General features: G+C 65.7%; 22 protein-coding genes and 3 tRNA genes. 16 read left to right on the top strand and 9 right to left on the bottom strand.

The features are described from left to right. The first annotated feature begins 196 nt into the window (after window positions 1–196). The 5 genes from sigM (at window position 197) to ACPCUW_RS08470 (ending at window position 4718) form a co-directional block, all read left to right on the top strand. Window positions 197–760 (top strand): RNA polymerase sigma factor SigM, encoded by a 564-nt coding sequence (gene sigM / locus ACPCUW_RS08450; protein ID WP_030514058.1) that lies wholly within the window; start codon window positions 197–199, stop codon window positions 758–760. A gap of 181 nt (window positions 761–941) precedes the next feature. Further along, a complete protein-coding gene (locus tag ACPCUW_RS08455) occupies window positions 942–1811 on the top strand; it encodes a hypothetical protein (RefSeq protein ID WP_423424218.1) in 870 nt (289 codons plus the stop codon). Window positions 1812–1910: 99 nt separating this feature from the next. After that, a complete protein-coding gene (gene trxB / locus ACPCUW_RS08460; RefSeq protein ID WP_423424219.1) occupies window positions 1911–2897 on the top strand; it encodes a thioredoxin-disulfide reductase in 987 nt (328 codons plus the stop codon). 55 nt (window positions 2898–2952) lie between these two features. Continuing rightward, on the top strand, window positions 2953–3282 hold the full coding sequence (trxA, locus tag ACPCUW_RS08465) for a thioredoxin (protein WP_030514055.1): 330 nt from the start codon (window positions 2953–2955) through the stop codon (window positions 3280–3282). A 239-nt stretch (window positions 3283–3521) separates the two neighbouring features. Then, entirely contained in the window at window positions 3522–4718 is a 1197-nt protein-coding gene (locus ACPCUW_RS08470) for an N-acetylmuramoyl-L-alanine amidase (protein ID WP_030514054.1), read from the top strand. A 61-nt stretch (window positions 4719–4779) separates the two neighbouring features. Here ACPCUW_RS08470 and ACPCUW_RS08475 read toward each other — a convergent pair whose 3' ends face one another. The 9 genes from ACPCUW_RS08475 to rpmH form a co-directional block, all read right to left on the bottom strand. Then, entirely contained in the window at window positions 4780–5520 is a 741-nt protein-coding gene (locus tag ACPCUW_RS08475; protein ID WP_030514053.1) for a hypothetical protein, read from the bottom strand. A 192-nt stretch (window positions 5521–5712) separates the two neighbouring features. After that, on the bottom strand, window positions 5713–6714 hold the full coding sequence (locus ACPCUW_RS08480) for a ParB/RepB/Spo0J family partition protein (RefSeq protein WP_423424220.1): 1002 nt from the start codon (window positions 6712–6714) through the stop codon (window positions 5713–5715). 4 nt (window positions 6715–6718) lie between these two features. Beyond that, the gene (locus ACPCUW_RS08485; protein WP_104366055.1) at window positions 6719–7720 is read right to left on the bottom strand and encodes a ParA family protein; all 1002 of its coding nucleotides are present in this window, start codon (window positions 7718–7720) and stop codon (window positions 6719–6721) included. Between the two features lie 307 nt (window positions 7721–8027). After that, window positions 8028–8774, bottom strand: coding sequence for a 16S rRNA (guanine(527)-N(7))-methyltransferase RsmG (gene rsmG, locus ACPCUW_RS08490; protein WP_081879323.1), 747 nt, complete (start codon window positions 8772–8774; stop codon window positions 8028–8030). A gap of 97 nt (window positions 8775–8871) precedes the next feature. Further along, complete coding sequence (locus tag ACPCUW_RS08495) at window positions 8872–9447, bottom strand: protein jag (protein ID WP_030514049.1); 576 nt, start codon at window positions 9445–9447, stop codon at window positions 8872–8874. Between the two features lie 44 nt (window positions 9448–9491). After that, window positions 9492–10646 (bottom strand): membrane protein insertase YidC, encoded by a 1155-nt coding sequence (yidC, locus tag ACPCUW_RS08500; RefSeq protein WP_423424221.1) that lies wholly within the window; start codon window positions 10644–10646, stop codon window positions 9492–9494. A gap of 4 nt (window positions 10647–10650) precedes the next feature. After that, window positions 10651–11016, bottom strand: coding sequence for a membrane protein insertion efficiency factor YidD (gene yidD, locus ACPCUW_RS08505; protein WP_081879322.1), 366 nt, complete (start codon window positions 11014–11016; stop codon window positions 10651–10653). Further along, window positions 11013–11453, bottom strand: a complete 441-nt coding sequence (gene rnpA, locus ACPCUW_RS08510; RefSeq protein WP_082940710.1) for a ribonuclease P protein component — start codon at window positions 11451–11453, stop codon at window positions 11013–11015. Before rnpA ends, yidD begins: the two co-directional genes overlap by 4 nt. Before the next feature lie 85 nt (window positions 11454–11538). Next, on the bottom strand, window positions 11539–11682 hold the full coding sequence (rpmH, locus tag ACPCUW_RS08515; RefSeq protein WP_006550910.1) for a 50S ribosomal protein L34: 144 nt from the start codon (window positions 11680–11682) through the stop codon (window positions 11539–11541). Window positions 11683–12254: 572 nt separating this feature from the next. Between rpmH and dnaA the strand changes: the two genes are divergently transcribed. The 11 genes from dnaA (at window position 12255) to ACPCUW_RS08570 (ending at window position 25077) form a co-directional block, all read left to right on the top strand. Beyond that, window positions 12255–14300 carry a chromosomal replication initiator protein DnaA gene (gene dnaA / locus ACPCUW_RS08520; RefSeq protein WP_195072684.1) on the top strand — a complete coding sequence of 682 codons (2046 nt, stop codon included), beginning with the start codon at window positions 12255–12257 and terminating at the stop codon, window positions 14298–14300. A gap of 834 nt (window positions 14301–15134) precedes the next feature. Continuing rightward, entirely contained in the window at window positions 15135–16304 is a 1170-nt protein-coding gene (gene dnaN, locus ACPCUW_RS08525) for a DNA polymerase III subunit beta (RefSeq protein WP_063015308.1), read from the top strand. Window positions 16305–16470: 166 nt separating this feature from the next. Continuing rightward, window positions 16471–17706: a DNA replication/repair protein RecF gene (gene recF, locus ACPCUW_RS08530; protein ID WP_423424222.1), complete on the top strand. Its 1236-nt coding sequence runs from the start codon at window positions 16471–16473 to the stop codon at window positions 17704–17706. Between the two features lie 58 nt (window positions 17707–17764). Beyond that, window positions 17765–18337, top strand: coding sequence for a DUF721 family protein (locus tag ACPCUW_RS08535; RefSeq protein ID WP_063015310.1), 573 nt, complete (start codon window positions 17765–17767; stop codon window positions 18335–18337). 391 nt (window positions 18338–18728) lie between these two features. Continuing rightward, window positions 18729–20774, top strand: a complete 2046-nt coding sequence (gyrB, locus tag ACPCUW_RS08540) for a DNA topoisomerase (ATP-hydrolyzing) subunit B (protein ID WP_063015272.1) — start codon at window positions 18729–18731, stop codon at window positions 20772–20774. Between the two features lie 72 nt (window positions 20775–20846). Beyond that, entirely contained in the window at window positions 20847–23345 is a 2499-nt protein-coding gene (gene gyrA, locus ACPCUW_RS08545) for a DNA gyrase subunit A (RefSeq protein WP_423424223.1), read from the top strand. Between the two features lie 79 nt (window positions 23346–23424). Next, window positions 23425–24399 carry a DUF3566 domain-containing protein gene (locus tag ACPCUW_RS08550; protein ID WP_104391940.1) on the top strand — a complete coding sequence of 325 codons (975 nt, stop codon included), beginning with the start codon at window positions 23425–23427 and terminating at the stop codon, window positions 24397–24399. Window positions 24400–24550: 151 nt separating this feature from the next. Continuing rightward, window positions 24551–24624, top strand: a tRNA-Ile gene (locus ACPCUW_RS08555). A gap of 33 nt (window positions 24625–24657) precedes the next feature. Beyond that, window positions 24658–24730 (top strand) — tRNA-Ala (locus ACPCUW_RS08560). 151 nt (window positions 24731–24881) lie between these two features. Further along, on the top strand, window positions 24882–24989 hold the full coding sequence (locus tag ACPCUW_RS08565; protein WP_218018595.1) for a DLW-39 family protein: 108 nt from the start codon (window positions 24882–24884) through the stop codon (window positions 24987–24989). 15 nt (window positions 24990–25004) lie between these two features. Beyond that, a tRNA-Ala gene (locus tag ACPCUW_RS08570) sits at window positions 25005–25077 on the top strand. Window positions 25078–25085 lie beyond the last annotated feature (8 nt).

Below are 25085 nucleotides of genomic sequence, written 5' to 3' on the forward strand. Positions count from 1 at the left end.
CGTTATGATTCACAGCGCGCTCTCAGCAGGGGAGCTTCCTGGGATCTGGTGTCTCGGTCCTGGATGATGCGGAATTTGCGGCCGGTCCGGTGTAGGACTTCGCGCCGCCGTGAGCGCTGTCCAAGGGGTTTGTGTGTCGTTCGAAGCGATCGCCAGTGGGGGGACACCGGAGTCGTCTGCTGTTCGTCGTCGCTCGATCGATCCGGACGAAACCACCGATTTCGAATTGCTTTCCGCCCATGTCGCCGGAGACCGCGACGCTTTCGGCATTCTGTTCCGCCGCCATTACAGCCGGCTCTGGCAATTGGCACTGCGCACCTGCCGAACTCCGGAGGATGCCGCCGATTCGCTGCAGGACGCGCTGCTGTCCGCGCATCGCAATGCCGCCACCTTCCGCGGGGATGCGGAGGTACGCAGCTGGCTGCATCGCATCGTGGTCAACGCATGCCTGGATCGTATGCGGCGCAACAAATCCCGTCCCGCGACGTCACTGTCGGACGAATCGGTGGCAGAACCCGCAATGGAACGCGACGACATCGCGCAGCGCGAGGTGAAAATGGTCGTTGCCGCGGCCCTGTTCACGCTGCCGCCCGATCAGCGAGCAGCGCTGGTTGCGATCGACATGGAAGGGTATACCGTAGCGGAAGCGGCGCAGTTGCTGGGCGTCGCCGAGGGGACGATCAAAAGTCGCTGCGCCCGTGGCCGAAAACGGCTGGAACAGGAATTGGAATTCCTGCGAAATCCGGGGAACCGGACGTAGCCGAGAAGCGTCTTTACAAACAGACGGACAAATATTCGTTGTGCCTGCCTCCGCATCGCTGCGATGACAGGCGCTACATCATGAGGCCGGACCCGGAGAGGCGATGGACGACAAGGGCGAATTCGCCGCGCGGCGACGCCGTTCCGGGGTGTGGGGCGACGAAGCGGACACAGGAGGTGTGATGGCAGCCCGTTCCGTGCCGCGCCCTCCGTTCTCCACCGATCTGCTGGCCGAGTTGCACGCCGACAACGTCCCTCCGGAGCAGGCCGAGCTGTTGTGGCCACAAGTTCGCCGGGATCCCGACGCCGTCCGTTTTCTGCACTCGCTCGACGGCGTGAGCGCCGAATTACGCGCGCTGAGCCTGGACGATCGCATCCTGCACCCGATACCGACCGAGGTCGCGGCCCGGCTGGACGCGCTGCTGGACCAGTTGTCCCGCGGCGAGCAGCCGCAACCGGTCGCCACCGTCCATCAGCTCCACCGTGACGGCTCGGACGGTGAGCCACCCTCGACCCGTCCGATGCCGGCTCTCGACGCGATACCGCCGGAGCCGGTTCCCGAGGAGCCGCTGCCGCCGGACGCCGACGTCCCGGGCACGGTGTCACCGGACGAGCCGATTTCTCTGGACGGTCACCGCACGAAGCGATTGCGCTGGTTCACCGCGGCCGCGGCGGCGGTGGCCGTCATCGCCGGAACCCTGGTCGCCGTCGACGCGGCGACCGATCGCACGGTGAAGCCGAACGCACTGCCCGCCGAACACGGCACCAGCGTCGCTCTCGACGACGAGCTGTCCCCTGCGGCCGTACTCAGTGCCATGGGCCGCAACGACGTCACCGGCCCGCTGTCGGGCCCCGGCGCGATGGCCGGGTGTGTGAAGGCCGCGGTCCCGGACCGCACGGTGCTCGGCTCGACGAATGTCACATATCGCGGTGAATCGGCCGTGTTGATTCTGCTCACCGGCCCGCGTCCACCCAAGATCACCGCACTGGTCGTGCGGACCGGTTGCAGCCCAGCGGATCCGCAGATCCTCGATACGCGTGATATCGGCTGACAGCGCGCGGCCTCGGCCACAGCAGGTCGGCGGCGGGAACATCTACGTTTACCCTGTTGTTGATCGACACGCCTGTTGAACACACTTCGGAAGGGCATCATGAGCACGCCTGTACGCGATCTGATCATTGTCGGCTCCGGCCCCGCCGGCTATACCGCCGCGGTCTACGCTGCCCGGGCCGAGCTCGAACCTTTGCTGTTCGAGGGCACCCAGTTCGGTGGTGCGCTGATGACGACGACCGAGGTGGAGAACTTCCCCGGCTTCCGCGACGGCATCATGGGCCCCGATCTCATGGAAGAGATGCGTGAGCAGGCCAAGCGCTTCGGCGCGGATATCCGTACCGAGGATGTCGAGGCGATCGAACTCTCCGGCCCGATCAAGTCGGTCACGGTCGGCGGCGAGGTCTATCAGTCCTACGCGATCATCCTGGCCATGGGCTCGGCGGCCCGCTACCTCGGCGTGCCGGGGGAGCAGGAGCTGCTGGGCCGCGGGGTCAGCGCCTGCGCGACCTGTGACGGCTTCTTCTTCAAGGGCCAGGACATCGTCGTGGTCGGCGGTGGCGACTCCGCGATGGAGGAAGCGACCTTCCTCACCAAATTCGCCTCCAGCGTGACCATCGTGCATCGCCGCGAGGAATTCCGCGCCTCCCGCATCATGCTCGAGCGCGCGAAGGCGAACGAGAAGATCCGCTTCCGTCTGAACTCCGAGGTGGTCGAGGTGCACGGCGACACTGCCGTGACCAGTCTCACCCTGCGCGACACCAAGACCGGCGAAACCTCCGAGCTGGCGGCCACCGGCCTGTTCGTGGCGATCGGCCACGACCCGCGCAGCGAATTGGTCCGCGGCCAGGTCGATCTCGATGCCGAGGGCTACGTGAAGGTACGCGAGCCCAGCACCACGACCTCGGCGGACGGCGTCTTCGCGGCCGGCGATCTGGTCGATCACACCTACCGCCAGGCCATTACGGCCGCCGGCACCGGCTGCCGTTCGGCGATCGACGCCGAGCGCTGGCTCGCCGAGAAGGGCGACATCACCAGCAACACGCTCGATCACGCCGGCAACCCGGTGGAAGTGACCGCCGGCTGATCCACCCCCGAAGCCTTTCGAATATCGCGTCATCGCACACCGCTAGGAGTTCCGCATGTCCGAAACAGCCACCAAGACCGTCACCGACGCCACCTTCGAACAGGATGTGCTCGGTAGCGACAAGCCGGTGCTCGTCGACTTCTGGGCCTCCTGGTGCGGTCCGTGCAAGATGGTCGCCCCGGTGCTGGAGGAGATCGCCGCGGCGCACGGTGACAAGCTGACCGTCGCGAAGGTCGATGCCGACGCCAACCCCACGAGCTCCCGTGACTACGGTGTGATGGCATTGCCGACGATGATCCTGTTCTCCGGTGGCAAGGAAGCCAAGCGCATCGTGGGTGCCAAGGGTAAGGCCGCCCTGCTGCGCGAACTCGAGGGCATCATCTGAGTCGTCCCGTTCGAGGCCCCGGGTTACCGCACGTCGCGAGCGTGTCCGGCCCGGGGCCCCGATGCGGTTCGAACCAGGGGGCACTCCGGGACCCGATGGCTGTGTACTATTTCGGCACCCGGAGAATTGCCGAAATACGGCTCGGGTCTGAGACAATCGACCGACGCTCCGGTCGTGCGAGGGTGTGTGCCATCGCATAAGTGGGTACCCGGGTTGGCGGAAGGAAAGGGCTCTCACGCATGCACCGACTTCGTCACGGCGATACTGGTCCAGCCGTCGCTGAGGTCCGGAGCAACCTGGCAAGTCTGGGATTCCATCCACACCCGCACGGGACCGACCGGTCCGGTGGGCAGGGGGAGTACTGGAAGGATTCCGACGCCGTCTTCGATCGTGAACTCGATTCGGCCGTACGCGCTTTCCAGCAGCAGCGAGGCCTGCTGGTCGACGGCGTCGTCGGGCCCGCGACCTATCGCGCGCTGAAGGAGGCGTCCTACCGCCTCGGCGCCCGGACCCTGATCTATCAGCTCTCGGCGCCGCTGTACGGCGACGATGTCGCCACCCTGCAGCGGCGCCTGCAGGATCTGGGCTTCTACGTCCATCGCATCGACGGCTACTTCGGCCCGCATACCCACGATGCGCTCACGGCCTTCCAGCGCGAGATCGGCCTGTCCGCGGACGGCATCTGCGGTCCGGACACCCTGCGCTCACTGGAACTGCTCGGAGCGCGGGTCACCGGCGGCAATCCGCATCGCATCGCCGAGGAGGAGGTCGTCCACCGGGCCGGCCCGCAGCTGACCGGAAAGCGCATCGTCATCGACCCCGGGATGGGCGGCGAGGACAAGGGTTTGGCCGTGCCGACGGAATTCGGCGACGTGTACGAGTCCGAGATCCTCTGGGATCTGGCGAGCCGCCTCGAGGGCCGGATGGCCGCCACCGGCATGGAGACGTTCCTGTCCCGCCCGTGGGGTGCCAACCCGACCGACGCCGAGCGCGCCGAGACCTCCAACACCTTCGACGCGGATCTGATGATCTCGCTGCGCTGTGCGGCGAATCTCAGTTCGTCCGCGGGCGGCGTGGCCAGTTTCCACTTCGGGAATTCGCACGGTTCGGTATCGATGATCGGCCAGGTGCTGGCGGGATTCATCCAGCGCGAAATCGTGGCACGAACCTCGTTGCAGGACTGCCGCACCCACGCCCGCACCTGGGACCTGCTGCGTCTGACGAAGATGCCGACCGTACAGGTCGATATCGGCTACCTGACAAATGAATACGACGCCTCGGTGCTGACCAATCCCCGGATGCGCGATGTGATCGCGGAAGCCATTCTGATCTCGGTCAAGCGGCTGTATCTGCTCGGCCAGGACGATCAGCCCACCGGCACTTACACATTCGCCGAGCTGTTGGCGGAGGAATTGGCCGCGGCCGACCGGATGTAGTTCCCGCATACCGCAAGAGGGCGCCCCCGGAATCGGATTCCGGGGGCGCCTTCTTTTTCGGTCAATGGCAGGGAACGCTCGGTTGGGCCTGCATCGCGGCGGCGGCCAGCAGCTGGTCCAGGGCGCGCTCGACGTCTTCCTTCCACAGATGATCGCTGTCGAGTTCCAACCGCAGTCGCGGAAAACGATGGTGCTGGGCCACCACCGAGAATCCGACGTCCTCGAGGAAATCCGCGTCGATCATGCAGCTCTCGGGAGAGCAGGCCCTATTGGCCTTCGGCCGCGGGGCCGAGGCGATGCCGTGGCCCGGCGAGTCGATGCGCTCCATGAAGAACATGGATCGCACTCCGCGCGCCGGCAGCGCGGTCGCGGCCGGATCGGTGCGAATTCCGAAGGCCTCGATCGCTCGCACACCTCGGCGCATCAGATCGCCGACTACGGCCTGAATCAGCCGATGGGCAATATCTCCATCGTTGTGCGGCGGTTCGGCCCGCAGCGTGGTCAGCAGGACCGCATCCGGGCTCACGGGGGAGGTGGGGAACAACGCCGCGCGCGGCACCACACTCGGCGGCGAATACAGCGCACATCCGGCCGGCTGGCCATCGACCAACGCGATCTGCCCGCAGGACCCCCATTCGAGCATGACCGTCGACAACCACGCCTCTTTTTCGAAGACGGGATCGCTGAATTCACGAGAGTCTGCCGCCACGGCCGGGTCGATCTCCCAGAACACGCATCGACGCGCATGTGCGGGAAGTTTGTCCAGTCCGCCGAGGGTTAGTGCGGTCACGCTGGTCGACACCGCTCTGCTCAGCCTCCAGCTTTCCGATTCATCTATGCTCACGCCGCATCAACATCTTCTCGCCAGCAAGAATATGCGATCAAAGCGAACGCCTCATTTCCCATCCCTTATCGATCGCGGCACATTCGGATCGGCGCGAAAAACAGCGGTGTCACAGTGACGTTTCTCGCCGAACCCCAGGGTTCTGTCTCGTCAGAGCTGTTGTTGCTCCATCAGCCCGACAATGCGCTCCAAATCGTCGACCGAACCGAACTCGACGACGATCTTGCCCTTCTTCTTGCCCATACTCACCGTGACCCTGGTGTCGAACGAATTGGCCAATCGCTCGGCAACCTTGTCCAACCCCGGTGCGTAGATCTGCCGCCGTTTGAGGGTCGGCTTCGCTTCTTCTTCGGGGTAGCGGTTCGCGAGAGTGACGGCCTCCTCGGTCGCACGAACCGACAACCCCTCGGCGACGATGCGTTCGGCCAACCGCTCCTGCGCCTCGGCGCCCGCTTCCAACCCGAGCAGCGCGCGAGCATGTCCGGCGGAGAGCACGCCGGCCGCGACTCGTCGCTGCACCGGAATCGGCAACTTCAGTAGGCGAATCATATTCGTGACGACCGGTCGGGATCGGCCGATTCGGTTCGCCAGTTCTTCGTGGGTGACGCCGAACTCCTCCAGCAGCTGCTGATAGGCCGCCGCCTCTTCGAGCGGATTCAGCTGCACCCGGTGGATGTTCTCCAGCAGCGCATCGCGCAACATGGCGTCGTCGGTGGTCTCCCGCACGATCGCCGGGATGGTCTCCAGGCCGGCTTCCTGGCAGGCTCGCCATCGCCGTTCACCCATCACCAGCTGATAGCGCGGAGTGGGGGAGGACTCCAGCACCCGCACCACGATCGGCTGCATCAGACCGAATTCCCGCACCGAATGGACGAGTTCGGCGAGCGCATCCTCTTCGAAGACCTGCCGCGGCTGCTTCGGATTGCGCTCGATCTGATCCGGCGGAATCTCCCGGTACACCGCACCGGCGCTCGACTCCTCGGCCGCATCGGGCACCCGATGCAGATAGGCCGACGCGGGATGCGGCCCGATCGGATCGAGTCCGATCACCGCATTGGCTGCCGCGCTTCCGAGTCCCTGCACATCGGCCGGACCGGTCGGAATCAACGCGGCTAGCCCGCGCCCCAAGCCACCCTTCTTCGCCTGACTCATCGGCCTACCGACCCCTTTCCTGTGCTGCACCAGCCGTACCGACCGACGCGCCTTCCTGGCCCGGCGACACTCGGCTCTGGATGACGGCCGAGCGGGCCGCGATCTCCCGCCCCGCGTCGAGATAACTCATCGCGCCGCGGGAACCAGGATCGTAATCGAGCACGGTCATGCCGTAGCCCGGCGCCTCGGAAACCTTGACGCTGCGCGGAATCACCGAGCGCAGCACCGCGTCACCGAAGTGGCCGCGGACCTCTTCGGCAACCTGGTCGGCGAGTTTGGTCCGGCCGTCGTACATGGTGAGGACGACGGTCGAGACGTGCAGCTCCGGATTCAGATGTGCCTGCACCAGACCGATATTGCGCAGCAGCTGGCCGACACCCTCCAGGGCGTAGTACTCGCACTGGATCGGGATCATCACTTCCTTGGCCGCCACCATCGCGTTGACAGTCAGCAGGCCGAGAGAAGGCGGGCAGTCGATCATCACGTAGTCGATGTCGTAGCCCGCCAGGTTGGCTTCTTGAATGGCCGCTTTCAATCGGCCCTCACGAGCGACCATGGAGACCAATTCGATTTCGGCGCCGGCGAGGTCGATCGTCGCCGGAATGCACAGTAGGCGTTCGTTGTGCGGGCTCCGCTGGATCGCGTCCTGCACCGAGATCTCACCGATCAGCAGTTCGTAGCTCGACGGCACGCCGGAGTGGTGCTCCACGCCGAGTGCGGTGCTGGCATTGCCCTGAGGATCGAGATCGATGACGAGCACCGTCATCCCCTGCAGTGCCAGCGCGGCAGCGAGATTCACGGCCGTCGTCGTCTTACCGACGCCGCCCTTCTGATTGGCGATGGTGATGATGCGTTGTTCGCGCGGCTTGGGGATGTTGAGTGAGCCGGGGTGCAGGACCTGGCTGGCGCGATGCGCTTCGGCCGCGATCGGAGTTTCGGCGGCGGAGATGTTTCCGAATGCGGTCTTGGCGAATTCATCTCCCTCGAGGCCGCCACTGTCCAGCATTCCGGGCACCCGGGATGTTGTTTCCCGTGAAACATTCGCCGGACGGTTCGACATACAGGCTCCTAACCCCGAGAACTTCAGACACGTGCCCAGGCAGCACCGGCGCCGCATGGCTCGAACAAGCAGAACGCGGAGCTGCCGGGAACCGCGAAACCGCGCGCTCACGCTCGACGACAACTAGCTTGCCAGCACCGGCCAGAATACGGAAGTTGAACCGCGGCAATCACTATCCGACACGCACGGAATGACTCGCTGCGACCGTCTCGAGCGGCCTCGCGAGGCGTTGTTTCATGTGAAACAACGAAAGTTACTGTGCGCGCCGGGCGCGTCGACTCGCTTCCTTGTTCGCCCGCTTCTCCGCGCGGGGCACACGCTCGACACTGAGCACGACGGTCGGCGGCGACACGATGCCCACACCACATTCGAGAATCTTCGCGTGGCCCGCACCCGCGCGTGCCAGTTCAACCTGATCCCGCTCTAGTTCCTCGGCGACGCTGGATCCCTTGAGCGCCAACATATGGCCGTGCTCGCGAACCAGCGGCAGGGACCACTTGGCCAATTTCCCGAGGGGAGCGACCGCACGGGAAGTCACGTAATCCGCACCGCCCGCTTCCTTTCGAACGTCCGGCTGTTCGGCGCGACCACGCACCACGGTGATCTCGAGCCCCGCCGATTCGACGAACTCCGCCAGGAACTTGGTGCGCCGCAGCAACGGCTCGACGAGTGTGATGCGCAGATCCGGACGCGCGATGGCGAGTGGAATTCCCGGAAGTCCGGCGCCGCTGCCGATGTCGACGACGGAAGCTCCGAGAGGAATCAACTCGCCCAGCACCGCACAGTTGAGGATGTGGCGGTCCCAGAGCCGCGGCACCTCCCGCGGACCGATCAGACCGCGTTCGACGCCCGCGGTCGCCAGCGCGGCGCAGTACTGCTCGGCCAGCGGAAGACGATCGCCGAATACCTCGGCCGCCACCGCGGGCGGCGTCAGATCGACCGAGTCACCGCCGGGGGAGTGCTGAGGAGTGGCACCCGCGCCTCGTTCCACGTGAAACATCCTTCCGGACCGTCGAAATCCATCACACGCAACTCATCACAAAGAGTAGGGCCCCCGGTTCGATGAACCGGGGGCCCTACCTTACCCATCCAATTTCTCAGGCCGGGATCACGACCACGTGCCGGTTGGGTTCGACACCTTCACTCTCACTGGCGGCACCGTCCACGGCCGCCACCGCATCGTGGACGATCTTGCGCTCGAACGGAGTCATCGGGGCCAGCGATTCGGGCTTGCCCGATTCCGCCACCCGTCGCGCCGCATCGGTTCCGAGCGCGCTCAGTTCCTCGCGACGCTTCGCCCGCCAGCCGGCCACATCGAGCATCAGGCGGCTGCGCACACCGGTCGCCTGTTGCACGGCCAGTCGGGTCAACTCCTGCAACGCGTCCAGAACCTCGCCGCGCCGACCGACGAGCTTCGACAGGTCCCGCCCGCCGTCAATGCTGACGACCGCCCGGTCGCCCTCGACATCCAGATCGATATCGCCGTCGAAGTCGAGAACGTCCAGCAGCTGCTCCAGATAGTCGCCCGCGATCTCGCCCTCTTCGATCAACGCCTCTTCGGCATCGGTCGGATCCGGTTCGGTCGTCGCCTCATCGCGGTCGTCTACCGCTGACGCATCATCCTGCACACCGAGGGCCACAGTGGCGTCCCCTCCATCGGTCTCAACAGTCATATGTCGTTTCCTTCAATCTGAATCTTCCGTCGTATCCGGATCCGCTAGCGACGTCGCTTCTGATTCGCCCGACCTCTGTTGCCGGACCGCTTGCGATTACCCGGCCCGGGTGACTTACCGGACGAGCCCGACTTGCCGGAGGCCGAACCTGCCTTGGCCGAAGAAGTCGGAGTGGTGGACTCCGACGTCGTGGAGGCGGAGGTGCCGTTCGTCGCGGCCGCGGGCTTGTCCCCGTCGACGGCCGACGGCTCGGCGGCCCCGGACTTCTTCTTGGCGGTCGGCTTGGCGCCGGGCTTCGGGGCGTTCTGCGCCTTCCGCTCGATCGCCTCTTCCTTCTTCTGCTGCTCTTCCTTATCGATGCGCCCGAAGACCAGATGCTGCTGCCCGTAGGTCCAGATGTTGTTGGCCACCCAGTAGAGCAGGATCGCGATGGGCAGGAAGGGGCCACCGACGACGACACCGAGCGGGAACACCCACAGCGCCAGTTTGTTCATCAGCGCGGCTTGGGGATTCGCCGCAGCCTCCGCACTCTGGCGTGCCACCGAGGCGCGGGCGTTGAAGTGGGTTGCGAGGCCGGCGATGATCATCAGCGGCACCGCGACGACGACCATATTCCACACGTGCGGAATGCCGCCGTAATCGGCGTACGCGTCCAGGGTCGCCTTGGGCGAGGTGATCGCGGCGGAGATCGGCGCACCGAAGATGCGGGCACTCAGGAACGACTGCACATCGTGCGCGCTGAACACGTAGTTCGGCGTCATCGCGTTCTGCTCGGGCGTCATGTGCAGCTGGCCGATACCACTACCGGTGCGGTTGAAGGACCGCAGCACGTGGTACAGACCGATGAACACCGGCACCTGAGCCAGCACCGGCAGACAGCCCATCAGCGGGTTGAAGCCGTGCTCCTTCTGCAGCTTCTGCATCTCGACGGCCATCTTCTGGCGGTCGTTCTTGTATTTGCGCTGCAGTTCCTTGATCTGCGGCTGCAGTTCCTGCATCTGCCGCGTGGTGCGCACCTGTTTGACGAAGGGCTTGTACAGCACCAGGCGCAGGGTGAACACCAGGAACACCACTGCCAGCGCCCAGGCGAACCCGTTGCTGGCGCCCTTGTCGAAATCTCCGAGTCCGAAGACGAACCCGAAGATCCGGTGCCAGAACCAAAGGATCCAGGACACCGGGTAATAGATGAAGTCGAGCACGGCTCTATGTACTCCCGTCGGTCGTGTCGCCGGTCACCGCGCGCGGCGACCCTTTACAAGACTTGTGTTCGGCCGCCTCGTCGTGGGCCCGACTCGTCTCGTGAGCCGCTTCGGCAGCAGCCCGTTTCCGTTCCGGAACCGGGTCCCACCCACCAGGGTGCCAGGGCGCACATTTGGCCAGACGCACGGCCGTCAATCCGAGACCTACGAACAGCCCGCGCGTACGCAGAGCCGTCACCGCGTACTCGCTACAGGTCGGGGTGAATCGGCATACCGGCATGCGGGTGGGGGAGACGTACGTCCGGTACAGCTCGATCAGAAAGATCAAGAGATTCGCCGGAAGCCGCGTCACTACGCGTAGGCGGTTCATGACGCATCACTCGAAGCCACCCGCGCGGCGGAGAGATCGAACGACATTTTCCGCAGCGCGGACCGCAACTGCTGATCCAGCTCCGCCGAGGTCGCCACCGCGGCACCCGGGAGGGCGCGGATCACGACATCGGCCTCCGCCGGTAGATCTGCGACGACCCCGGCGCAGATATGACGCAGGCGGCGGGCGACGCGGTGTCGAACCACCGCGGTGCCCACCGCCTTGCTGACGATCAATCCGAAACGAGGACCACCGAAGCGTGCGAGCGGCCTAGCCGCCGCATCGTCGGACCTCACGGCATCGTCGGATCTCGGTTCCTCCGACGCCGACGGCATCACCACATGCACGACGATGTCCCGTCTCCCGACTCGTCGGCCACGTCGCACCGTCCGGGAGAAGTCGGCACGATGATGCAGCCGGTACGGCTCAGGCAACACCCGAGTGTCCGACCACGTAACGGGTGAACGGAAGCAGCGAGACGATCGACGAGTCAGGCATGGCGGCGATGCCGATGCCGTGCGATCAGGCCGTCAGAGAGGCGCGGCCCTTGCGACGGCGCGCCGACACGATCGCGCGCCCGGCACGGGTACGCATCCGGAGTCGGAAGCCGTGGACCCGCGCACGACGACGGTTGTTCGGCTGGAACGTCCGCTTGCCCTTGGCCACGGTCAACACTCCTCGAGTTGGTGGGCGCCAGGCGGCGCCCGAAGCTGTTCGGTGAAACGTATGCGGTCGCGATGAAAACTGGTCTTCATCGGCACAACGCCCATTGTGCGGTGGTCCCGCTGGATCGACGATTCGACCGGGCAGCAGGCAGCCAACACCGCGTCAACGGGTGACTGTACGAGGGTACTGATCAGCCAGGAGAGGGTCAAACTCGGGGTCCCTCATGAGACGCCCGCCACTGCTTTCCCGGTCGACGATATCCGTTCGCTCCGCGCGACGCACCGAACGGACGCGACGCGCCGTGCGGACGGCGCGGTCGTGAACCGCCCTTGTCACAGCCACCGCGGACCCACTACGATTCATAGCTAGAAGATAGCTGCAGAAGCGCAGGTCCAGGCGCTGACCGGGGGGGTTGTCGCAGCGAGCCACGTATCATCCGAGTTCTCCACATCTGTGGATAATTGTGTGGAAAGACCCCTGGAGTGGCATATTCGTATGGCTGACGGCCAGGCTTGTCAGTGGTCGCCGACCGTTGGAGCTCCTGTCGACTTGCTCCGGGGAGGAAATAATACGTGGACGACGAGCAGAACGTGTTGACCGCGGTCTGGCCCGAAGTGGTCGCCGAGCTCACCGCCGGCTCCACCGACGGAGCCATTCCGCCGGTGACCAACGCCCAGAAGGCGTGGCTCGGCTTGGTCAAGCCGCTGACGGTCGCACAAGGCTTTGCCCTGCTCTCGGTGCCTTCTTCCCTGGCCCAGGAGGCCATCGAACGCGATCTGCGCGAACCGATTCTGCGGTCGCTGGCCCGTCGGCTGGGCCCGCAGGTCGAGGGTCTGGGTGTCCGGATCGCCGCGCCGGCCAATCCGCCGCCGGACCGCCCCGGCGCCGGCGCCCGACATGCTCGCCTGACGTCGCGTCCGGAGCGGATGCGCGACAAGCCCCGTGAACCGGTCGGCTTCCCGGCGCCACCGCAGTATCCCGACGCCGACGATTTCCCCACCCCACGCTATCTTTCCCCAGCCGACTACCAGGCCCGGACCGCCTATCCCCAGGGTGAATATCCGTCCGCGCCGATGGCCGGGGAATTGCCGGACAGCCTCGGACCGTCCTCCCCGCTGCGCCGGGACCCGGAAGCGCATCTGCACGACGAAGCGCTGGTCCGGCATCCGGAAAGTCTGCGTCGCGATCCCGACGATCTGCGCCGGGACGCCGAAGCCTTCCGCCACGACCCGGACGTACTCCGCCGCGAAGCCGACGTCCTGCGGCGGGACCCGGACAGCCTGCCCGGCCGGGACGGCCTGCACGGTCCGGATTCGCTGCGGCGTGAGGCGGACACCCTGCGCCGCGACCACGAACTGCATCCCCAGGAGGCGTTGCGGCGGGAGACCGAACCGTTGCGTCACGATCCCGAGCTGCCCCGGCCGGGCGGCCATCCCGGACAGGAGTCGCTTTTCGCGCCGGAGCCGGAGGTCGGTCAGCGGCCGGGCGCGGCCGAAGAGGCCGACGAACCGGTGGTGAGCGCGCGCAATTCCTGGCCGACGTATTTCACGAAGTCGCCGGAACCGCCGCCGCCCGCCCCCGCGAACTCCTCGGCCAGCCTGAACGCCAAATACACCTTCGAGACCTTCGTCATCGGCGCCTCGAACCGATTCGCCCACGCGGCGGCGGTCGCGATCGCCGAGGCGCCGGCCCGTGCGTACAACCCGCTGTTCGTCTGGGGGGCTTCCGGTCTGGGAAAGACGCATCTGCTGCACGCGGCCGGGCATTACGCCCAGCGGCTGTTCCCCGGGATGCGCGTCAAGTACGTCTCGACCGAGGAATTCACCAACGACTTCATCAACAGTCTGCGCGACGACCGAAAGGTGGCGTTCAAGCGGCGCTACCGCGAGACCGACATCCTGCTGGTGGACGACATCCAGTTCATCGAGGGTAAAGAAGGTATCCAGGAGGAGTTCTTCCACACCTTCAACACCCTGCACAACGCGAACAAGCAGATCGTCGTGTCCTCCGATCGGCCACCGAAGCAACTGGCGACGCTCGAGGAGCGACTGCGTACCCGGTTCGAATGGGGCCTGATCACCGACGTGCAGCCGCCGGAGCTGGAGACCCGGATCGCGATTTTGCGCAAGAAGGCGCGGATGGACCGCCTCGATGTGCCGCACGACGTGCTGGAACTGATTGCCAGCCGGGTCGAGCGCAATATCCGTGAACTCGAGGGCGCGTTGATCCGGGTAACGGCCTTCGCCTCCCTCAACGGACAGCCGCTAGATCTGTCGCTGGCCGAGGTCGTCCTGCGCGATCTGATGCCGGACACCACCACGATCGAGATCACGGCGTCGACGATCATGGCCGTGACCGCGGAATACTTCAACACCACGCTGGAGGAGCTGACCGGTCCGGGTAAGGCTCGGCCGCTGGCCCAGGCTCGCCAGATCGCGATGTACCTGTGCCGGGAACTGACCGACCTGTCGCTACCGAAGATCGGCCAGGCCTTCGGTCGCGACCACACGACGGTCATGTACGCGGAAAAGAAAGTGCGCAAGGAGATGACCGAGCGGCGCCGGGTCTACGACCAGGTCCAAGAACTCACAGCCCGAATCAAACAGCGCTCGCGCTGAATCGCTACACAAGCCGATCCACCCGGTTGACCTGGGTGGATCGGCTTTTTCGTGTTGTGGATTCCTCGAGGAGTCCTTGTGGAGTCCTCGAGGAATCCCAGGTTTGTCCTCGAGGTTGCGCACAGTCGATGCGCGGGGCTGTGCACGCATTCGCTCACAGCCCTCGGTCCACAGTTCCCACAGCCGAATTCGTCCACGGGGTCCGAACTGCGAAGACGGCCGAATCGGCATGTGGATTCCTCGAGGACTCCCTGTCAGGTCCTCGAGGAATCCCCCGGTAGTGCACCGATCGGCACACACGTGTGTACAACAGGTCTCGGGCCATGGAAGAACTCGAGGATGGCTCGAGGATGGAAGTTGAACAGTTTCGCGGCCTCCACAGCGGCCCACTGTTCATCCTCGAGTCACCCGCCGGACATCCCCACGCCGCCACGCCACCTGAGCTGGGCGGACGGGCCGCGTCCACAGAATCCACAGTGCCTACTACTACTTCAGTTCTTCTTCTTTAGATTTCTTCTTGAAAACAGGGTGTGTGGAAACTCGGCTCGGAGGCGGACGGATCGATTCGTGGCACTCCACAACCGAACGAAGCGGGGAGCGGAACGGGTCCGGTCCATCCCGGCGGACGACGCACCGGGCGAGGGGGTGACGTAGTCATCGCCCGCATGCGCGGGTACGGTTTGATGTCGGTCGCCTGTGCCACACTGCGGTGCGTACGGGCGAGTCGTTTCGACCGCATTGCCGCGCGAACCACGCTGTTGTATGAACCACGCTGATCACCACGGCGTCGAACAGATCACGACCGATCGAGACTGGGAGAGGACATACCGAGCGATGGAGCTTGCAAGTATGAAGTTTCGGGTCGCTCGCGAGGATTTCGCGGAATCCGTCGCCTGGGTGGCCCGTAGCCTGCCGTCTCGCCCGCCCGTGCCCGTCCTGGGCGGTGTGCTGCTGGTGGCCGACGAGGACGGTCTCACGGTCTCCGGATTCGACTATGAGGTCTCCGCGCAGATGCGCGTCGCCGCCGAGGTGGCCGGCCCGGGACAGGTGCTGGTCTCCGGCCGCCTGCTGGCCGACATCACCAAGGCGCTGTCCAACAAGCCGGTCGACGTCTCGGTCGACGGCACCCGGGTGCTGATCGCGTGTGGCAGCGCCAAGTTCTCGCTACCGACCATGCCGGTCGAGGACTATCCCCAGTTGCCCGAACTGCCGCCGCAGACCGGCGAACTGGGTGTGGATCTGTTCTCCGAGGCCGTGGGCCAGGTGGCCGTCGCCGCCGGCCGCGACGACACGCTGCCGATGCTGACCGGCATCCGCGTCGAAATCGAGGGCTCCCAGGTGGTTCTGGCAGCCACCGACCGCTTCCGCCTGGCGGTGCGGCATCTGGAGTGGCAGCCCGGTCGCCCGGATGTGGAGACTGCGGTCCTGGTCCCGGCTCGCACGCTGTCGGAATCGGCGAAGACGCTCGGAGCCTCCGACGCGCCCGTCCAGCTGGCCTTCGGCACCGGGACCGACGGACTGCTGGGGATCGTCAACGGCGGCCGCCGGACCACCACGCGACTGCTCGACGCGGAATTCCCCAAGTTCCGCCAATTGCTCCCCAAGGAGCACACCTCGATCGCGACCCTGCAGGTGAGCGCACTGATCGAGGCCATCAAACGTGTGGCCCTGGTCGCCGAGCGCGGCGCCCAGGTGCGGCTCGAATTCTCCGACCAGGGCCTGCAGCTGTCCGCCGGAGGTGACGACGCCGGTCGCGCCGAGGAGTGGCTGGAGGCCGAGTTCCGCGGTGAGCCGCTGACCATCGCGTTCAACCCCAGTTACCTCAACGACGGCCTGTCGGCGCTGCATTCGGACCGGGTGACCTTCGGTTTCACCACACCCAGCCGCCCCGCGGTGATGTGCCCGACCACCGACGACGAGCCGGAGCTTTCGGAGTCCGGTGCGTTCGCGGCGCTGTCGAGCAACTACATCTACCTGCTGATGCCGGTTCGTTTGCCCGGCTGATCGATTCGGTTCCGATCCTCCCCGCCTCGCCGGCCACGATACGACCGGCGAGGCGGCACTCGTTCAACCCGACCTGTGGAGATGTTGATAAACCTGTGAAAAACCCCGGGCGCGTGTGCATTTCGACCCGTCCGTCACAAAGTGCCTGGTGACGGTGGGTTCATCCATGCACATTCGAACGCTCACGCTGCGTGATTTCCGCTCCTGGGAGCATGCGGACCTCGAATTACCCACAGGCAGAACCGTTTTCCTGGGGGCCAACGGCAACGGTAAGACCAATCTCGTCGAGGCCGTCGGTTATCTGTCCACACTCGGTTCCCACCGGGTTGCCGGCGATGCCCCGCTGATCAGGTTGGGGCAGCAGCGCTCTCGGATCGGCGCCACCGTCGTCAACGGTGGCCGCGAACTGCGCATCGATGTGGAGTTGAACCAGGGAGCCGCCAATCGCGCTCAGATCAATCGGTCACCGGTCCGCCGCACGCGCGAGATCCTCGGGATCCTCCAGACCGTGCTGTTCGCGCCGGAGGATCTGGCGCTGGTCCGCGGCGACCCGTCCGAACGACGCCGTTTCCTGGACGAACTGGCCACCGCCCGGCTGCCGCGGCTGGCGGCGGTGCGCTCGGATTACGACCGTGTGCTGCGGCAGCGCTCCGCGCTGCTGAAAACAGCGGGGCGACAGGCGCGTTCGCGTTCGGGCGCGCCGGCCGAACTGAGCACCCTCGACGTCTGGGACGGGCATCTGGCCGCGCACGGCGCCGAACTGCTGGCGCAGCGGCTGCGGCTGGTGCACGAACTGCACCCCTATCTCGAGCAGGCCTACCGGTCCATCGCCCCGGAATCGCGGACCGCGGCCATCCGCTACCGCAGTTCCGCGCTGCCCGAGGAGTTCCTCGATCCACAGCGTTCTCCACAGTCCGACGATGTCGAGGCGCTGGAGGCGAATATGTTGAGCGAGTTGGCATCCGCGCGCGGCAAGGAACTCGAGCGCGGGGTCTGCCTGGTCGGCCCGCATCGCGACGATCTGGATCTGATGCTCGGTTCGGCACCCGCGAAAGGCTTTGCCAGCCACGGGGAATCGTGGTCGTTCGCGCTGGCCCTCCGGCTGGGCGCCTTCGAACTGCTACGCAGCGCGGGTACCGATCCGGTCCTGCTGCTCGACGATGTCTTCGCGGAATTGGACCGACGTCGTCGCACCGCGTTGGCCGCGGTGGCCGCCGGGGCCGAACAGGTGCTGATCACGGCCGCGGTGCCCGAGGACGTGCCGCTGGAACTCGAGGCGAATCCGGTCCGGGTCGAGACCGACGGCGTCGCGGACGGGCGGACCTCGCGCATCGTCGAGCCGCCGACCCTCGCGGACGAGACCCTCGCGGACGAGAGCGCCGAAGGCCGGCACATCGGCTGAAGCTGTCGGACCCAGCGGCTAGCCTTGCCGCAACGTAGTGACCGGAAAGGAGTCGAAAGTGGCCGCAGACCCCGGGCGCGAAGACGGCTCCCCGCCGTCCACCGGCCCCGAACCGGAACTGCGTGGTGTGGACCTGGCTCGTCGTGCCCTGGAGGAGGCGCGCGCCGCGGCTCGCGCCAGCGGTAAGGCGGTCGGCCAGGGGCGCGCATCACCGCGTAAGGGCGGGGTTCGAGCATTGCGCCGGCGTTCCGGTTGGTCCGGTGCGCGGCCCGACGACCGGGATCCGCAACTGCTGTCCGCACTGGCCGGATCGCTCGCCAAGAGTCGCGGGTGGTCCGGAAAGGTCGCCGAGGGAATGGTTTTCGGCCGGTGGTCGGCCGTGGTCGGCGACGACATCGCGGCACACGCCGACCCGGTATCGCTCACCGACGGCGTGCTGAGTATCCAGGCCGAATCCACCGCCTGGGCCACTCAGTTGCGAATGCTGCAGTCGCAGCTACTGGCGAAGATCAATGCCGCGGTCGGTCAGGGCGTGGTCACCTCGCTGAAGATCAGCGGTCCCGCCGCGCCGAGTTGGCGCAAGGGTGAGCGTCATATCAAGGGGCGGGGTCCGCGCGACACCTACGGCTGATCCGCGGGCGCCGAGTTTCACGTGGAACCGGTGCGCAGTCCGGCGGCCGACCGAACCACATCGGCGTAACTTCGCGCCGCGGGATCCGAGTGCCCGTCGCTTTCGCTGAGGCTCACGGGAGCGGGTTCGCCCATAACCGGACCCGGCGGCGACCGATTTCACGCACTCACGACGCTCTCAGGGGTGTCATAGGTGCATCCTGTGCCGGGGGTACCAGTAGGATGGAAGAGTAACTAGCGGCGATACCTTCGGCGCGTTCCGTGCAGCACGCGCGAGGACCCGTAATTCTCGAGCAGTTCGAAATCTCGAGCAGAGGCCATACGGGGCTCGGGCTGTGTGTGTTGTCCGACGTCGCATCGAGGGATCAGCAAGTAAGGAGAGCTACCGAGCAGTGGCTGCCAACGACTCCAACGCAAGCGGCTCGTCCAAGGCGAAAGCGGGCAACAAGGACTACGGTGCCTCCAACATCACCGTTCTCGAGGGACTCGAGGCGGTCCGCAAACGCCCCGGTATGTACATCGGTTCCACCGGTGAGCGCGGTCTGCACCACCTGATCTGGGAGGTTGTGGACAACTCCGTCGACGAGGCGATGGCTGGCTACGCCAGCCGAGTCGACGTGACCCTGCTGGCCGACGGCGGCGTCGAGGTCGTCGACGACGGCCGCGGTATCCCGGTGGCGATGCACGCGACGGGCGTGCCCACCATCGAGGTCGTCATGACCCAGCTGCACGCCGGCGGCAAGTTCGACTCGGACGCCTACGCCGTATCCGGTGGTCTGCACGGTGTCGGTATCTCGGTGGTGAACGCGCTGTCCAGCCGGATGGTGACCGAGATCGACCGCGACGGCTTCCACTGGAGCCAGGAGTACAAGGACGCCAAGCCCGGCAAGCTGGTCAAGGGTGAGCCCACCGACCGGACCGGCACCACGCAGCGCTTCTGGGCGGATCCGGACGTCTTCGAGACCACGACCTACAACTTCGAGACAATCTCGCGCCGGCTGCAGGAGATGGCCTTCCTGAACAAGGGCCTGACCATCACCCTCACCGACGAGCGGGTGAGCGATGCCGAGGTCACCGACGAGGTGGTCAGTGAGACCGCCGAGGCACCCAAGCACGACGAAGGCGCGGCCGCGCCCGAGCACAAGGTCAAGACCCGGACCTATCACTACCCGGGCGGCCTCGAGGACTTCGTCAAGCACATCAACCGCACCAAGCAGCCGATCCACAACACGGTCGTCTCGTTCACCAGCAAGGGCACCGGCCACGAACTCGAGGTCGCGATGCAGTGGAATTCGGGTTACTCCGAATCCGTCCACACCTTCGCCAACACCATCAACACCCACGAGGGTGGTACGCACGAAGAGGGCTTCCGCGCGGCGCTGACCACAGTGGTCAACAAGTACGCCAAGGACAAGAAGCTCCTCAAGGAGAAGGACGGCAACCTCACCGGCGACGACATCCGCGAGGGTCTGGCCGCCATCGTGAGCGTCAAGGTCAGCGAGCCGCAGTTCGAGGGACAGACCAAGACGAAGCTCGGCAACACCGAGGTGAAGTCGTTCGTCCAGCGCACCTGCAACGAACATCTGGCGCACTGGTTCGAGGCCAATCCGGCCGATGCCAAGACGATCGTGCAGAAGGCGGTGTCCTCGGCGCAGGCTCGCGTCGCCGCCCGCAAGGCTCGTGAGCTGGTCCGGCGCAAGAGCGCGACCGATCTGGGCGGATTGCCGGGCAAGCTGGCCGACTGCCGGTCCAAGGATCCGAGCAAGTCCGAGATCTACATCGTCGAGGGTGACTCCGCCGGTGGCTCGGCGAAATCCGGCCGCGACTCGATGTACCAGGCGATCTTGCCGCTGCGCGGAAAGATCATCAACGTCGAGAAGGCGCGCATCGACAAGGTCCTCAAGAACAACGAGGTCCAGTCGATCATCACCGCCTTCGGCACCGGTATCCACGACGAGTTCGACATCTCGAAGCTGCGGTATCACAAGATCGTGCTGATGGCCGACGCCGACGTCGACGGCCAGCACATCTCGACGCTGCTGCTCACCCTGCTGTTCCGCTTCATGCGCCCGCTGGTCGAACACGGTCACGTGTATCTCGCCCAGCCGCCGCTGTACAAGCTGAAGTGGCAGCGCTCCGAGCCGGAATTCGCCTACTCGGACCGTGAGCGCGACGGTCTGCTGGAGGCCGGTCTGGCCGCCGGCAAGAAGATCAACAAGGACGACGGTGTCCAGCGCTACAAGGGTCTCGGCGAGATGAACGCCAAGGAACTGTGGGAGACCACCATGGATCCCTCGGTGCGGGTGCTTCGTCAGGTGACGTTGGACGACGCGGCCGCGGCCGACGAATTGTTCTCCGTGCTGATGGGTGAGGACGTCGAGGCGCGTCGCAGCTTCATCACCCGCAATGCCAAGGACGTTCGCTTCCTCGACGTGTAGCCGGCGCTGCGCAGCACACTGCGCGCCCGTCCACATGCCGAGCCCTATGCACAGGCCCTCTAAGGAGACTTCATGACCGAGACCACGCTGCCGCCCAACGGTGGTGCGGGCGACCGGATCGAGCCGGTCGACATTCAGAACGAAATGCAGAGCAGCTACATCGATTACGCGATGAGCGTGATCGTGGGCCGCGCGCTGCCGGATGTGCGCGACGGCCTCAAACCGGTGCACCGGCGCGTGCTCTACGCGATGTACGACAACGGCTACCGGCCCGACCGCGGCTACGTGAAATCCGCGCGCCCGGTCGCCGAGACCATGGGTAACTACCACCCGCACGGCGACGCCTCGATCTACGACACCCTCGTGCGCATGGCGCAGCCGTGGTCGCTGCGGTATCCGCTGGTCGACGGCCAGGGCAACTTCGGTTCCCGCGGTAACGACGGTGCCGCCGCCATGCGGTACACCGAGTGCCGGCTCACTCCGCTGGCGATGGAACTGCTCCGCGAGATCGATCACGAGACGGTCGATTTCACGCCGAACTACGACGGCCGCTCCCAGGAGCCCGTGGTCCTCCCCAGCCGGGTGCCGAACCTGTTGATGAACGGGTCCAACGGCATCGCCGTCGGTATGGCGACCAATATCCCGCCGCACAACCTGAACGAGCTGGCGGATGCCATCTACTGGGCGCTGGACAACTATGACGCCGACGAGGAGACCACCCTCGCGGCGTGCATGGAGCGCGTCAAGGGACCGGACTTCCCGACCTACGGCTTGATCGTCGGAAGCCAGGGTATCCACGACGCTTACACCACCGGTCGCGGCTCCATCCGGATGCGCGGCGTGGTCGAGATCGAAGAGGACAATCGGGGTCGCACCACGATCGTCATCACCGAGCTCCCGTACCAGGTCAACACCGACAACTTCATCAACTCGATCGCCGAGCAGGTCAAGGACGGCAAGATCGCGGGTATCTCCGATATCCACGACGAGTCCTCCGACCGCGCGGGTATGCGGATCGTGGTCACGGTCAAGCGCGATGCCGTGGCGAAGGTGGTGCTGAACAACCTCTACAAGCACACCCAGCTGCAGACCAGCTTCGGCGCCAACATGCTGTCGATCGTCGACGGCGTACCGCGCACGCTGCGGCTGGACCAGATGATCCGGCTCTACGTCGATCATCAGTTGGACGTCATCGTCCGGCGCACCCGCTATCTGCTGCGCAAGGCCGAAGAGCGGGCGCACATCCTGCGCGGCCTGGTCAAGGCGCTGGACATGCTCGACGAGGTCATCGCCCTGATTCGGCGTTCGGCCAACACCGACACCGCGCGCACCGGCCTGATGGAACTGCTCGAGATCGACGAGATCCAGGCGACCGCCATCCTCGATATGCAGCTGCGGCGCCTGTCGGCCCTGGAGCGGCAGAAGATCGTCGACGAATTGGCCCGTATCGAGGCCGAGATCGCGGATTTGAAGGACATTCTGGAGAAGCCGGAACGTCAGCGTGCCATCGTGCGCGACGAACTGGCCGAAATCGTCGAGAAGTACGGCGACGACCGCCGCACCAAGATCGTCGCGGCCGACGGTGACGTCGCCGACGAGGATCTGATCGCTCGCGAGGACGTCGTGGTCACCATCACCGCGACCGGCTACGCCAAGCGCACCAAGACCGACCTGTACCGCAGCCAGAAGCGCGGCGGCAAGGGCGTGCAGGGCGCCGGCCTCAAGCAGGACGATCTGGTCAAGCACTTCTTCGTGACCTCGACCCACGACTGGCTGCTGTTCTTCACCAACCTCGGCCGGGTCTACCGGGCCAAGGCCTACGAGCTGCCCGAGGCCAACCGCACCGCGCGCGGCCAGCACGTGGCCAACCTCCTGGCATTCCAGCCGGAGGAGAAGATCGCGCAGGTCATCCGGATCAAGAACTACGAGGATGCCCCGTACCTGGTGCTGGCGACGCGCAACGGCTTGGTGAAGAAGTCGAAACTGACCGACTTCGACTCCAACCGCACCGGTGGCATCGTCGCGGTGAACCTGCGCGACGGTGACGAATTGGTCGGCGCCGCACTGTGTTCGGCCGACGACGATCTGCTGCTGGTGTCCGCGCACGGCCAGTCCATCCGGTTCACCGCCAACGACGAGGTGCTGCGTCCCATGGGCCGCGCCACCTCGGGCGTGCAGGGTATGCGCTTCAACGCCGACGATGAGCTGTTGTCGCTCAACGTGGTTCGGGACGGCACCTATCTGCTGGTCGCGACCGCGGGCGGGTACTCCAAGCGCACCGCGATCGAGGAGTACACCGCGCAGGGCCGCGGCGGTAAAGGTGTGTTGACGCTTCAGTACGACCCGAAGCGTGGCAGCCTGGTGGGAGCGCTCATCGTCGACGATGACGACGAGCTCTACGCGATCACATCCGGGGGCGGTGTCATCCGGACGGCCGCGAGGCAGGTACGCAAGGCGGGCCGGCAGACCAAGGGCGTGCGTTTGATGAACCTCGGCGAGGGCGATACCTTGCTCGCGATCGCGCGTAACGCCGATGAGCCCGACCAGGTTTCCGAGGAAGAAGAGGCCTGAGGCTCGGATTAGCGTTAGGTTCTGGAAGCGGTAATTTCTCCACAAGCAGCGGCGCCACGACGGATCGAAGGATTCTGCATTGACCACTCCGAATCAGCCGAACGACGAGCGAAACCACGCCAACGGTGTGACCGAGCGGATCGCACCGTCACCGATTCCGCCGCGGCCGGCGCCGCGGTCCGGGTCGTCGGCCGACAACGGCTCGGGTAGTTCGCCCGCAAACCCCGAGTCGCAGGGCGATTCCGCGAAATCCGGCGCTGCGGCGCCGGAGGCCGCCGAGGCCGGTGAGGGTCGTGGTGGTTCTCGCTTCGAGGAGGGTTGGTCGCAGCTGCCGCAGCGGGAGCCGCAGTCGAACCTGAATCGTCCCGGCCAGGCTCCCGTGCAGGGCCGGGCGAACCCCCAGACCGGACTCGGCGGCGGGGTGAAGAACGCCCGTACCACCACCGACCTCGCGGCCAAGGCGGCGCGCAAGGAAGCGGCGATGGTGAAATCCGTCGGCATCGACGGACCGACCCGCAGCATCGCCCGTCCGGAACTGATCAAGGATCTGCCCGATCTGTCGGATCTGCGGCATCCGCTGCCGCAGGCGGACGCCGGTGCGGCACAGTCGGTTCCGATGGCGGTGAAGACCGCGGCGCCGACCGTCTCGCCGGCCGCGCAGGCGGCGGTCGCCCAGGCGGTGACCAGCGGTGAGCCGTTGCGCGCGACCGTGCAGGTGCGCCATATCGACCCGTGGTCGACGTTGAAGGTTTCGCTGGTGATCAGCGTCGCCATGTTCTTCGTGTGGATGCTGGCCGTCGGATTCCTCTACATCGTGCTCTCCGGCATGGGTGTGTGGGACCGCCTGAACAGCACCTTCACCGACATGGTGAACGACAACAACTCGTCGGCGACGACGATCATCGACGCCGGCAGCGTATTCGGATACGCGGCCGTCATCGGCCTGATCAACGTGGTGCTGTTCACCGCGCTCTCGACGGTGGGTGTCTTCATCTACAACCAGTGCACCGATCTGGTGGGCGGCGTGCAGGTGACGCTGGCCGATCCGGACTGACGCTCCGCGACGAACGGCCGGCCGGTTCTCACCGGACCGGCCGTTCGTGCTTTATGGGTGCTTTGACCAGGCGTTTTGGAGAGCAATCGGGGGGTTGTGTAGTCTCTACCGAGTCAGTCACGACAGCATGTCGAGTCGAGACGAACACTACGGGCCTATAGCTCAGGCGGTTAGAGCGCTTCGCTGATAACGAAGAGGTCGGAGGTTCAAGTCCTCCTAGGCCCACATTCGCATACCTGGTCGTCGACGACGGCCGAGGGGGCCTTAGCTCAATTGGCAGAGCACTGCCTTTGCAAGGCAGGGGTTAGGGGTTCGATTCCCCTAGGCTCCACTTCTTCTTCTCACGATCCGGGGGGATCCGATCCGTCTCTCTAGCCGGTTCCTGTCGCGCCGATACACCTCACGCAGCGCTGCCGGTACCGCGTCGTCGATGCCGGAAGCCGTGGCTGCCGGGGCGGTCGCGGCACAGTAGGGTGGACGGCATGAAACTTCTTCTGACGATCGGTGCCATTGCCGCAGTTGTCTTCGCCGTCACCAAGGTTCGCAAGCGGAGCGAGGCTGATCTGTGGCACGAGGTGACCGCGCGCTGAGCCGCCACGCTTACCGGGGCCTTAGCTCAATTGGCAGAGCACTGCCTTTGCAAGGCAGGGGTTAGGGGTTCGATTCCCCTAGGCTCCACAAATCAC

The sequence above is a fragment of the Nocardia sp. AB354 genome, from assembly GCF_049538315.1.
Classification (GTDB): Bacteria; Actinomycetota; Actinomycetes; order Mycobacteriales; family Mycobacteriaceae; genus Nocardia; species Nocardia nova.

Bases quoted from the DNA above. Each gene is read 5' to 3' on its own strand.
- ACPCUW_RS08455 (WP_423424218.1), top strand. From the start codon at position 942: ATGGCAGCCCGTTCCGTGCCGCGCCCTCCGTTCTCCACCGATCTGCTG.
- trxB (WP_423424219.1), top strand. From the start codon at position 1,911: ATGAGCACGCCTGTACGCGATCTGATCATTGTCGGCTCCGGCCCCGCC.
- trxA (WP_030514055.1), top strand. From the start codon at position 2,953: ATGTCCGAAACAGCCACCAAGACCGTCACCGACGCCACCTTCGAACAG.
- ACPCUW_RS08470 (WP_030514054.1), top strand. From the start codon at position 3,522: ATGCACCGACTTCGTCACGGCGATACTGGTCCAGCCGTCGCTGAGGTC.
- ACPCUW_RS08480 (WP_423424220.1), bottom strand. From the start codon at position 6,714: ATGAGTCAGGCGAAGAAGGGTGGCTTGGGGCGCGGGCTAGCCGCGTTG.
- ACPCUW_RS08485 (WP_104366055.1), bottom strand. From the start codon at position 7,720: ATGCTGGACAGTGGCGGCCTCGAGGGAGATGAATTCGCCAAGACCGCA.
- rsmG (WP_081879323.1), bottom strand. From the start codon at position 8,774: ATGTTTCACGTGGAACGAGGCGCGGGTGCCACTCCTCAGCACTCCCCC.
- ACPCUW_RS08495 (WP_030514049.1), bottom strand. From the start codon at position 9,447: ATGACTGTTGAGACCGATGGAGGGGACGCCACTGTGGCCCTCGGTGTG.
- yidD (WP_081879322.1), bottom strand. From the start codon at position 11,016: ATGAACCGCCTACGCGTAGTGACGCGGCTTCCGGCGAATCTCTTGATC.
- dnaN (WP_063015308.1), top strand. From the start codon at position 15,135: ATGGAGCTTGCAAGTATGAAGTTTCGGGTCGCTCGCGAGGATTTCGCG.
- recF (WP_423424222.1), top strand. From the start codon at position 16,471: ATGCACATTCGAACGCTCACGCTGCGTGATTTCCGCTCCTGGGAGCAT.
- gyrA (WP_423424223.1), top strand. From the start codon at position 20,847: ATGACCGAGACCACGCTGCCGCCCAACGGTGGTGCGGGCGACCGGATC.
- ACPCUW_RS08565 (WP_218018595.1), top strand. From the start codon at position 24,882: ATGAAACTTCTTCTGACGATCGGTGCCATTGCCGCAGTTGTCTTCGCC.